Source organism: Photobacterium frigidiphilum (assembly GCF_003025615.1).
Classification (GTDB): Bacteria; Pseudomonadota; Gammaproteobacteria; order Enterobacterales; family Vibrionaceae; genus Photobacterium; species Photobacterium frigidiphilum.
Genome location: NZ_PYMJ01000065.1, coordinates 1 through 11,682, shown reverse-complemented (window position 1 = coordinate 11,682; position 11,682 = coordinate 1). Strand labels below are relative to the sequence as shown.

The 11,682-nt window shown below is 38.3% G+C and carries 9 protein-coding genes; 2 read left to right on the top strand and 7 right to left on the bottom strand.

All coding sequences use genetic code 11. The annotated features are described in order from the left end of the window. Positions 1–247: 247 nt before the first annotated feature. The 4 genes from C9J12_RS28925 to C9J12_RS31675 form a co-directional block, all read right to left on the bottom strand. A complete protein-coding gene (locus tag C9J12_RS28925; protein ID WP_107246733.1) occupies positions 248–1,078 on the bottom strand; it encodes a hypothetical protein in 831 nt (276 codons plus the stop codon). A 188-nt stretch (positions 1,079–1,266) separates the two neighbouring features. After that, positions 1,267–1,524: a hypothetical protein gene (locus C9J12_RS28920; RefSeq protein WP_107246730.1), complete on the bottom strand. Its 258-nt coding sequence runs from the start codon at positions 1,522–1,524 to the stop codon at positions 1,267–1,269. A 3,470-nt stretch (positions 1,525–4,994) separates the two neighbouring features. Continuing rightward, entirely contained in the window at positions 4,995–5,396 is a 402-nt protein-coding gene (locus C9J12_RS28890) for an HVO_A0114 family putative DNA-binding protein (RefSeq protein ID WP_107246724.1), read from the bottom strand. Beyond that, a complete protein-coding gene (locus tag C9J12_RS31675; RefSeq protein ID WP_107246738.1) occupies positions 5,396–5,731 on the bottom strand; it encodes a toxin-antitoxin system TumE family protein in 336 nt (111 codons plus the stop codon). Before C9J12_RS31675 ends, C9J12_RS28890 begins: the two co-directional genes overlap by 1 nt. Positions 5,732–6,604: 873 nt before the next feature. Here C9J12_RS31675 and C9J12_RS28870 point away from each other — a divergent pair. Next, positions 6,605–6,931 (top strand): hypothetical protein, encoded by a 327-nt coding sequence (locus C9J12_RS28870; RefSeq protein ID WP_107246718.1) that lies wholly within the window; start codon positions 6,605–6,607, stop codon positions 6,929–6,931. A gap of 606 nt (positions 6,932–7,537) precedes the next feature. Here C9J12_RS28870 and C9J12_RS28865 read toward each other — a convergent pair. The 3 genes from C9J12_RS28865 to C9J12_RS31495 all read right to left on the bottom strand — a co-directional run bounded on the left by C9J12_RS28865 (position 7,538) and on the right by C9J12_RS31495 (position 11,118). Beyond that, positions 7,538–8,479 (bottom strand): hypothetical protein, encoded by a 942-nt coding sequence (locus tag C9J12_RS28865; RefSeq protein WP_107246716.1) that lies wholly within the window; start codon positions 8,477–8,479, stop codon positions 7,538–7,540. 736 nt (positions 8,480–9,215) lie between these two features. Further along, complete coding sequence (locus C9J12_RS28855; RefSeq protein WP_107246714.1) at positions 9,216–10,073, bottom strand: HNH endonuclease; 858 nt, start codon at positions 10,071–10,073, stop codon at positions 9,216–9,218. A 919-nt stretch (positions 10,074–10,992) separates the two neighbouring features. Further along, the gene (locus C9J12_RS31495; RefSeq protein ID WP_265416171.1) at positions 10,993–11,118 is read right to left on the bottom strand and encodes a hypothetical protein; all 126 of its coding nucleotides are present in this window, start codon (positions 11,116–11,118) and stop codon (positions 10,993–10,995) included. A gap of 383 nt (positions 11,119–11,501) precedes the next feature. On the opposite strand from C9J12_RS31495, the gene C9J12_RS30900 reads away from it, so the two are divergent. Continuing rightward, on the top strand, positions 11,502–11,660 hold the full coding sequence (locus tag C9J12_RS30900) for a hypothetical protein (RefSeq protein ID WP_170111914.1): 159 nt from the start codon (positions 11,502–11,504) through the stop codon (positions 11,658–11,660). Positions 11,661–11,682: the final 22 nt, after the last annotated feature.

The following is an 11,682-nucleotide window of genomic DNA, read 5'->3' as shown; positions in this document are numbered from 1 at the left end:
CTCATTCAAAAGTCCATATCCAGAACGTATTGACCATAATATGTATACAACATCAAAAATAACTAGCAATCCAAGATGGCAAACAATTAAATTAAGCACTTTTCTCTTATTAAAACCAATTTACAAAAAAGTTTCTCCTTTCAAGTTATAACGCCTCGTTAAGCGGCGAAAAATAGTTGGCTACAATTTGTGAGGCACGAACAAAAGCCAACTGTTTTTTGTCCGTTTAAACGACTTGTTATACGTTCTAGTCTACATGCATAGCCGTTTTAGCGTATTCTTTTAAATGCTCCTTTGCTTTTTCAAAACTCTCTTTGGCAACAAGATCATTCCGATTGGTTTTTAGGTACTCTTCCAAATATTTTACTTCGATATGAGCTAAATCAATTCGAATCCGTTGAAGCCAATTCGGAGTACCTAAATTATGATATTCCCAATTCCTGTTGAAAAAAGGATTTTCATAATATGGCAGATCATCAAAGATTTCTTTTGTAACACCTCGTTTTGATAACAAAGCTTGGAAGTCATCAATTAATTTCTCATCACTAGTATGCAACTTATCTAATATTCCTTTGATTCCATCAATCGCTCTATAAGTGCTATTTATAACTTCAAAGAAACTATTATCACCATTTACTTCCATCGCTAAACCGGTATCAGCATAGATATGATCGACATTGTTTAGCCTCTCTATATCACCCCAATATTTCTCCATTTCATGAGATAGCTTCACAAGCTCTGCTTCATCAATTTTGAAATCATCTTTTTCAAATAACTGCTCATGCTCATTCTTAATTAAAATGAGCCTTTCTACAGGGTATTCATCGTCATCATCTGTTTCAATATGATGCGGGTAGCAAAGTATTAATAAATTTTCATAACTTCGCCGGTATTCATCATTACTTTCATGATTAAAACGCTCACCACCAGTCATTGCAGCTTCTATATGACAAACTTGGCCAATAAATTTATTTTTATTATTCATTATCGGTTGGGTACAACCGGGAAAAGCACATTGATTTCCTGATCTTGCGAATAGAGCTCTCAAAACATTAGTCTTAGGTGCTAAACGAGTCATGGCAATCCTTTTGAACGTATAACGCCGCATTAAGCGGCTAAATACAGTTGGTTATACTTTGTGAGGCACGAACAAAACCAACTGTTTTTTGTCCGTTTAAATGCCTTGTTATAACGTTGTGGGCAGTTTACGCCAAATTTAAATAAATAAGGTACCTGTATTAATGCATTCATTTAACCCGACAGTCTTTACCAACTCTTTTTTGATCTTTTCAGTTCTTGTTTGATAAATTCAATGAGGAACTTCGTTGCGAAACCTCCACCAGTAATCACACCAAATGTAAAAAAAATCCAAAAAGACAGTTCGGCTCGACTACTCCCCATTTGCATTAAATGAAAAAATAAATAAGCAACTCCAACGAATATAGCTCCAAGTAGAGCCATTACTATCCAGGAAGGAATAACAATCATCACAATATGTACAGTAATACGCTTAAAACTTAACATTAAATGGACCTTTCAGTATCAGTTTATGCTAGTAATACAAAATACCATTAAACAAAAACAACTTATAACGCCCACTTAAGCGGACAAAAATTGTTGGCTATAATTTTGTGAGGAACGAACAATAGCCAACTGTTTTTGTTCCGTTTAAAGTGCTTGTTATATGCTCGCGATCAGTTTAAAACCTTTCAAATACAAGTGCATAACGAAATGAAATAATAAAGCAAACCACCTGGATTTAAAGCTACTTAATTGTTAACTTTGAACTCCGCATGAAACACACTACGAGAATCACACAAAGCCAATAATTAAACAGTTTATGAATATTTAAAACCACCCTTTTGGATTGTAAACCTCAACTAAAAAACTAGCTGACGAAATGGAAAAATCAATAAGTCAGCAAACCAAAATACCGCAATTTACAGATTGACGAAACACAAGATAACCAACGAAAGTAACGGCACAATCAAGGTTACTTTAAGCTTTCAAGTTTTAAGAAATTTATAAAAAACAACATGGTAAAACAGTAACCAAAGCGTATATGAAAAGCTAAAACATAACCTAAAAGGTAGCGACATATAACGTCTAACATAAGTTGCACCACAGCAAACTCACCAAGTGCACTAAACTTCATACCAAAAATGCGGAGTAAAACGTGTCAACTTGATGTGCTTGTTACAACCGATATAACTCAATAACTTAGAACCAAAATACAGCGTATGACTTCCAACAACAACTCGCCTTTTCTCTTTTGCGATTCACTCAACAGCACCCCATAATCACAGAGTGAATTATCACTTAAAGCGACTTAGTAAACGCTGAAGCCAAACACAATACAGATGAGGACTATTGTTGCGGTACGCGAAAATTGATAATTACACAGCACACTTGGCAATAAATTTAGATCCACAAGAATTGAACCGCAACGGGCGTAATGACTAGCGACAACAGTGAATAATTGCGGCTAAAGAACTTATTACTCACGATAGAAACTTGGCAACAAAGTCTTATATACACCAAGCCTAAAACCGTAATAACCGACAAACGAAACTCACGGTATTTCGACTGAAAAGATATTAAATAAGCTGCCACTTGCCGAAGACCAAACCATAAAGATTAGGGCTAAGATGGAGGTTGTAACGTCTAACATAAGTTGCACCACGGCTAACTCACCAAGCACACTCAACTCCATACCAAAACTGCGGAGTAAAACGTGTCAACTTGATGTGCTTGTTACAACCGATATAACTCAATAACTTAGAACTAAAATACAGCGTATTACTGTCAACAACAACTTGCCTTTGCTCTTTTGCGATTCACTCAACGCGACTCAATAATCACAAGCCAGATCACCACTTAAAGCGACTTAGTAAACGCTGAAATCAGACAAAAACCAGATGAGGACTTTTGTTGCGGCACACGAAGATTGAAGAATTACCCTGCCTACTTGGCAATGAATTTAGCCCCACAAAATTTGAACCGCAACTAGCGTAAAACCAACAACATCAGTGAATAATTGCGGCCAAAGAACTTATTAATCACGATAGAAGATTGGCAAGAAGGCCTTATATACACCAAGCTTTAAACCGCAATAACCGACAAACGAAATTCACTGCAATTCGACTGGTAAGAGATCAAAAGTGCTTCCACTTGCCGAAGACCAAACCATAAAGATTAGGGCTAAGATGAAGGTTGTAACGTCTAACATAAGTTGCACCGCGACTAACTCACCAAGCACACTGAACTTCATACCAAAACTGCGGAGTAAAACGTGTCAACTTGATGTGCTTGTTACAACCGATATAACTCAATAACTTAGAACTAAAATACAGCGTATAACTCTCAACAACAACTGGCCTGTTCTCTTTTGCGATCCACTCAACGCTACTCAATAATCACAAGCCAAATTATCACTTGAAGCGACTTCGTAAACGCTGAAGCCAAACACAACACAGATGAGAACCTGTGTTGCGGCATGCGAATATTGGAGGATTACTGAGTCAACTTGGCAATGAATTTAGAGCCACAATATTTGAACCGCAACGAGCGTAATAACCAACAACATCAGTGAACAATTGCGGCTAAAGGACTTATTGAACACGATAGAAACTTGGCAAGAAAGCCTTGTATGCGCCAAGCCTTGAACCGCAATAATCGAGAAACAAAACTCACTGCATTTCGACTGAAAAGATATTAAAAAAGCGACCACTTGCCGAAGACAACACCATAACGATTTGGGCTAAGATGAAGGTTGTAACGTCTAACATAAGTTGCACCACGGCTAACTCACCAAGCACACCGAACTTCAGACCAAAACTGCGGAGTAAAACGTGTCAACTTGATGTTTTTGTTATAACCGATATAAATCAAAAACTTAAAGCTAAAATGCAGCGTAAAGCTTTCAACAACAACTCGCTTTTTCTCTTTTACGATTCACTCAACACGACTCAATAATCACAGCGTGGATTATCACTAAAAGCGACTGAGTAAACGCTGAAGCCAAACATAAACCAGATGAAAACCTTTGTTGCGGTACGCGAATATTGAAGAATTATCTGCCTACTTGGCAATGAATTTAGAGCCACAATATTTGAACCGCAACGGGCGTAGTAACAAACAACATCAGTGAACAATTGCGGTTAAAGAACTTATTGAGCACGAAAGAAACTTGGTAAGAAAGCTTTGTATACACCTAGTCTAAAACCGCAATAGTCGACAAACGAAATTCACTGCATTTCGACTGACAAGAGATTAAAAGAGCAACCACTTGCCGAAGACCAAACCATAAAGATAATGGCAAGATGGAGGTTATAACGCCGAACATAAGTTGCACCACGGCTAACTCACCAAGCGCACAAAACTTTATACCAAAACTGCGGAGTAAAACGTGTCAACTTGATGTTTTTGTTACAACCGATATAATTCAATAACTTAGAACTAAAATACGCGTATAACTTTCAACAACAACTCGCCTTTTTTCTTTTGCGATTCACTCAACGCTACTCAATATTCACAAGCCAAATTATCACTTGAAGCGACTTCGTAAACGCTGAAGCCAAACACAACACAGATGAGAACTATTGTTGCGGCACGCGAATGTTGAAGAATTACCCTGCACACTTGGCAATGAATTTAGAGCCACAAAATTTGAACCGCAACGGGCACAATAACAAATAATATCAATGAACAATTGCGGCTAAAGAACTTATTGCTCACGATAGAAACTTGGCAAGAAAGTCTTTTATGCGCCAAGCCTTGAACCGCAATAACCGACAAACGAAACTCACTGCATTTCGACCGACAAGATATTAACAATGCTTCCACTTGCCGAAGAAAAAACCATAAAGATTAGGGCTAAGATGAAGGTTGTAACGCCGAACATAAGTTGCACCACAGCTAACTCACCAAGCACATTAAACTCCACACCAAAACTGCGGAGTAAAACGTGTCAACTTGATGTTTTTGTTATAAATTTATGCTACATATTTCTCCGTGGTTGACTGCTGGATTCTGCATTCAATCTCTGAACTAGTGACAATTTCAAAATCAGTAAATAATGCTACTGGTTTTGTTACATTACCCGCTTTTTTCTCCAAACGAACAAAACCTTTATCACTTAATGATTTTAGTGTGTTTGATAAGTTTGATTTTGCTCGCCCTGATAACTCAGCTAACTCAGTTAATGATTCTGGTCTTTCCGAATCCATTAATCTCAGCAAATCAATGTTTTCTGGACGTAAAACCTGAGAAATGGCATTAATCGATGTATACCAAACTTTCGGTTCATCAGGTGATGGAATATATTTACCCTGAGTAATAGCCAAAAGCCTCATGCGAATTAATGACTCTGACATGATACCGATTCTAGCTTTCATTATTTCCCCCTCCCCTCTATTGCTTCAATTGTTACGTCAACACCGCTAAAAAAATCTTGTAAGAGCGTATAACAATCTGAGAACTCATATGGTGTACCTTTGTCGACAGCAGACTTGTGCACATGGTCATAATCGTATCTTTTACCGCTAAACTTACTTTTTTTAGGTGCTTTTACAGCATGAGCATTGTCATAACCAAAGATTCTCGTGTTGTACTTATTATGCAAGGTCAGGTTGTATCTGATGCCATGAGGTCGTTCTTTGGTTGGGGATACACCCCACGCCTCGATCTTCCACCAATAACCATCATCTCTATGAACCTGTTCACCATGCATACTCAATAGTATATCTAAACCGTCCAACGTCACTTCCAATCATGAGTTATGACCAGAGCATAACATAACGGAACCTAAGCTGCATAAGTACTATTACCGAATAAGGTGGGGAAATTTATAACGTCTAACATAAGTTGCACCACGGCTAACTCACCAAGCTCACTGAACTCCATACCAAAACTGCGCAGTAAAACGTGTCAACTTGATGTGCTTGTTACAACCGATATAACTCAATAACTTAGAACTAAAATACAGCGCATTACGTTCAACAACAACTTGCATTTTCTCTTTTGCGATTCACTCAACAGCACCCCATAACCACAGAATAAATTATCATTTAAAGCGGCTTAGTAAACGCTGAAGCCAAACAAAATACAAATGAGGACTTTTGTTGCGGCACGCGAAGATTGAAGAATTATACTGCACACTTGGCAATGAATTTAGAGCAACAATATTTGAACCGCAACCAACGTAATAACAAACAACATCAGTGAAAAATTGCGGCTAAAAAACGTATTGTTTTTCACCAAGCCGTGAACCGCAATAACCGACAAACGAAACTTACTGCATTTCGACTGAAAAGATATTAAAAAAGCGACCACTTGCCGAAGACCAAACCATAAAGATTTGGGTTAAGATGGAGGTTGTAACGTCTAACATAAGTTGCACCACGGCTAACTTACCAAACACACGGAACTCAACACCAAAACTGCGGAGTAAAACGTGTCAACTTCATGTTTTTGTTACATGCAATAACGATAAAACCAAGGAACAAAGATTGAAAATACAAATGAATACATACGATTGCATTGACCAAACCATTTAATGAAACTAAAATGTTTTCCAGAAAAAAACATCCACTAAGGAAAAAAAATGACAACTGTGCTAGTAAACAAAGAAAGCGAAGAAGAAAAAACAATCCCATCAGGTTTCTCTTGGACCACTCTTTTCTTTGGTATCTTTGTTCCGTTACTACGTGGTTATTGGCCATATTTTTTCGGCCTTCTAATTCTGTGTTTTTTTGGTGGCATTGGTATCTTTATCGCTTGGTTTGTTTGTCCATTTTTAATTAACAACCACTACCGAGACCATATGTTAAAGAATGGTTGGACAACTAAAGAAAAGCACCTTGAAAAAAAACAACGAGAAGATGAAGATCGTTTATTTAGACAAGCAATGCTGGCTAAAGCCGTAAATTAATACTTGTTTAATTGTCAGGGTGCCTAAGACACCCTGACGCATGTAACGCCGAACATAAGTTGCACCACGGCTAACTCACCAAGTACACCGAACTTCATACCAAAACTGCGGAGTAAAACGTGTCAACTTGATGTTTTTGTTAGCCATTTTATAGTAAAGGAAACCACGAACTTATATCTCTTAACCTGTGACCGTGGTATTTATGTTTACTATTAATTTTTTCGTGAGCTGAAATCAGACTTACAGCTGCTGGAAGAGCAAAGAGACAGAACAGCCACGGAATTATGTCAGCATCCCCCTTAATTAGAATGCTAGCTAGGTTAATCAAACAAGTAACTAAAACAGACCAATTACACTTGATTAGCGTTTTATTGAGGCGGATATAACCTTTCCAATCATAAACATACCAATCATTGCTGAATATCTTTCATTTAGGGCAATTAAGGGATTGTGGTATATCTACAACTACCGCATTACACTCAGGGCAACGTCCTTTCATAAGCTGGGAAATCCTTTTTCCACATTTGAGGGCTAACGCAGCACTAAGGTGGCATAGACTTTGCGAGGCAAAAGTGCCACGTGTTGGAGGTCAGTTTGAGTGCCTTGTTAGCCATTTGTTTCAACGGAAATTTCTTCTTTAAACACCATACGTTCAGCTCCATTCCTTACAAGGAATTGCAATGTAGCAATAACTAAAGCTATACCCTTATCTACTTCTTGTGAGATTTCCCAGTAATGTTTTTCTACCGCTTCAAAACCTGCATCGGTTTCTCTATATCTAGGCCGAAATAAAGGAAAATCACCATGGGCAATGTCACTACGTAGTTTATAAAAGTTTTGTATTAACTTCTTGTTACTATCTGGCAACCGGCCTAAAACAACTGGTATTTTCCTATTTAGCCCGCGAGCTTTCGGTTCACCGTTAACCAAATAGAAGTTCTCAATCACTTGAGATAGTTGCAATATATCAGTGGACTCAATATCATCTTTGTACGCTAAATGCAGTAATACAGCACTTGCTTTAGTAACTGCTGTATCCGCTAATATGAAATCAAACTTGCTAAATTTTTCAAACCACTGCCAGGTTTTTATAACAGAAAGACGCTCAATTACTGGCCACTCATTGACGGAGGAATAATGCCATCCGCTCTCAATATCAGAACAGTGCAAAGACTTCCAAGCTTTACCAATGCGAAAAGATCCATAATTGCATCCACCACGAACTGCAACGTTTAATACTAAGAATATTTGCTCGAGGAGTCTTTCGACAAACTGCACTTCACACCAACTGTCATCATCAAAATCTTTAGTAAACTCAATATGAAAATCCGCACTCAAAGGATGGTCTTCAAGCCAATTTAAATCATTTGGATCTAACCGATTAAAAAAAGCATCACAGTTTTCTGGTTTAAGCCAAAAGAGTTTATCCCGAACTTCACTTGAATCTATTGATACTCTGACAAACCGTGCAGCATCAATTTTGATATCGTAATTTGACAATATCTCTTCTAACTCTTCCCAGCCACGTATCACATCATCATGGTCCACTTCAGCAGCTGAAGGAGTGACATTTCTACATCGGATTGAATATTTAATAATCAAAGTCCTAATAAGTTATCGTCAAATGGCTAACGTCTAACATAAGTTGCACCACGGCTAACTCACCAAGCGCACTGAACTCCATACCAAAACTGCGGAGTAAAACGTGTCAACTTGATGTGCTTGTTACAACCGATATAACTCAATCACTTAGAACTAAAATACAGCGTATTACTGTCAACAACAACTTGCCTTTGCTCTTTTGCGATTCACTCAACAGCACTCTATAATCACAGAATGGATTATTACTTAAAGCGACTTAGTAAACGCTGAAGCCAAACACAATACAGATGAGAACTTTTGTTGCGGCACGTGAAGATTGAAGAATTACCCTGCATACTTGGCAATGAATTTGGATCCACAAGATTTGAACCGCAACTAGCGCAATAACAAACGCCAACAGTGAACAATTGCGGCTAAAGAACTTATTAAGCACGGTGGGTAATTGGCAAGAAAGCTTTATATACACCAAGCCTCAAACCGCAATAACCGACAAACGAAACTCACTGCATTTCGACTGACAAGAGATTAAAAGAGCAACCACTTGCCGAAGACCAAACCATAATGATTAGGGCTAAGATGAAGGTTGTAACGTCTAACATAAGTTGCACCACGGCTAACTCACCAAGCACACTGAACTCCACACCAAAACTGCGGAGTAAAACGTGTCAACTTGATGTTTTTGTTATATTTTTTGTTCCTGTGCAATCGTTTTAAATACGGTTACACCAAATTCAGTTAACTTATTGTCATTATTTATAAGTCCCACACTGCGCAAGCCAGTCATTGCACCACCATTAATAGGTATTGAAGGGTGCATTCTATGCCTTTCAGTATCTCTATATACGATGTCAAAGGCCAATATTAAGCTTTCTGGTGGGGTCATAATAACGAATTCATAGCCTAAATATCCTGTAATCTCTCTGATTATATGCTGTCGTCCTGGAGATACTTCGTAATCAGGGGCTAACCGAATACCATAAAATATATTTTCTTCACTTCTTTCTTGCTCTTGGAACTGAACGAGAGGCTTTAGAGAATCTTTTATTTCTGCGCTTAACCCTTGTTCAGAGTGCGCTTTCATAAGAATATTTAGAGCTCTGGTTAGTTCCCTTTTATTGGCTGACTTAGCCGCAAGTTCTTCAGCCTTTTGTGCTTTTCTGATAGCACACTCTATTTGCATTTGGATTAGCGGAGAAGGCGTAAAAACATTATTCGACTTTTTACCGTTACAACTTGAGCATGATGGAAGCCAATTTGAGTAGGAATTTATTCCAAAATCGGCGGAAAGTCCAAAGCATGCAAGGACAGAGCATAGTTCTTCATAATCATCCAAGAGGCTTTCAGGAATTATATGATCTATTTGCATAGATTGGAGATCAATTGGCTTAGTGCACATATAGCATTTTTCAAGATGCACAGTCCAAACCGCATGCCTTTGATGCGGTGAAAAACTATATTTTGACATGATACCTCGCTTAAAAAATATAACGTCTAACATAAGTTGCGCCACGGCTAACTCACCAAATACACCGAACTCCATACCAAAACTGCAGAGTAAAACGTGTCAACTTGATGTTTTTGTTATAACCGCTATAAATCAAAAGCTTAAATCTAAAATACAGCGTAAAACTTTCAACAACAACTCGCCTTTTCTCTTTTGCGATTCACTCAACACAACTCAATAATCACAGCGTGGATTATCACTAAAAGCGACTGAGTAAACGCTGAAGCCAAACACAAACCAGATGAAAACCTTTGTTGCGGCACGCGAAGATTGAAGAATGCCTTTGCCTACTTGGCAATGAATTTAGAGCCACAAAACTTGAACCGCAACGGGCGCAATAACAAACAACATCAGTGAACAATTGCGGCTAAAGAACTTATTGAATACGATAGAAAATTGGAAAGAATGGCTTATATACACCAAACCTTAAACCGCAATAACCGACAAACGACACTCACTGCAATTCGATTGGAAAGAGATTAAAAGTGCTTCCACTTGCCGAAAAACAAACCATAAAGATTAGGGCTAAGATGGAGGTTATAACGCCGAACATAAGTTGCACCACGGCTAACTCACCAAGCACACTGGACTCCATACCAAAACTGCGGAGTAAAACGTGTCAACTTGATGTGCTTGTTACAACCGATATAATTCAATAATTTAGAGCTAAAATACAGCGTATAACGTCCAACAACAACTCGCCTTTTCTCTTTTGCGATTCACTCAACAGCACCCCATAATCACAGAGTGGATTACCACTTAAAGCGGCTTAGTAAACGCTGAAGCCAAACACAACACAGATGAGGACTTTTGTTGCGGCATGCGAATATTGAAGAATTACACTGCGCAACTGGCAATGAATTGTGAGCCACAAGATTTAAACCGCAACGAGTGTAAAAACTAACACCATCAGTGAATAATTGCGGCTAAAGAATCTACTGATTTTCACCAAGCCTTAAACCGCAATAACCGACAAACGAAACTCACTGCATTGCGACTGACAAGAGATTAAAAGAGCAACCACTTGCCGAAGACCAAACCATAAATATTTAGGTAAGATGGAGATTGTAACGTCTAACATAAGTTGCACCACGGCTAACTCACCAAGTACACAGAACTTCAGACCAAAACTGCGGAGTAAAACGTGTCAACTTAATGTTTTTGTTACAACCGATATAATTCAATAGCTTATAACTAAACTACAGCGTATTACTTTCAACAACAACTCGCCTTTTCTCTTTTGCGATTCACTCAACACTACACAATAACCATGGAGTGGATTATCACTTAAAGCGACTTAGTAAACGCGAAAGCCAAACACAATAGAGATAAGGACTTTTGTTGCGGCACACGAAAATTGAAGTATGACCTAGCATATTTGGCAATGAACTTAGAGCCACAAGATTTGAACCGCAATAACCGGCAAACGAAACTCACTGCAATTCGACTGACAAGATATTAAAAGTGCTTCCACTTGCCGAAGAGCAAACCATAAAGATTTGGGCTAAGATGGAGGTTGTGCATATTTTCATCCATCCCGATCGCTCAATAACACTGATGCCGATCAGCCAATACCATTCATGGCGATCACCTAATAACATCGATGCCGATCACTTTGGTTAAAAATGTTATTGAGCGATCGACT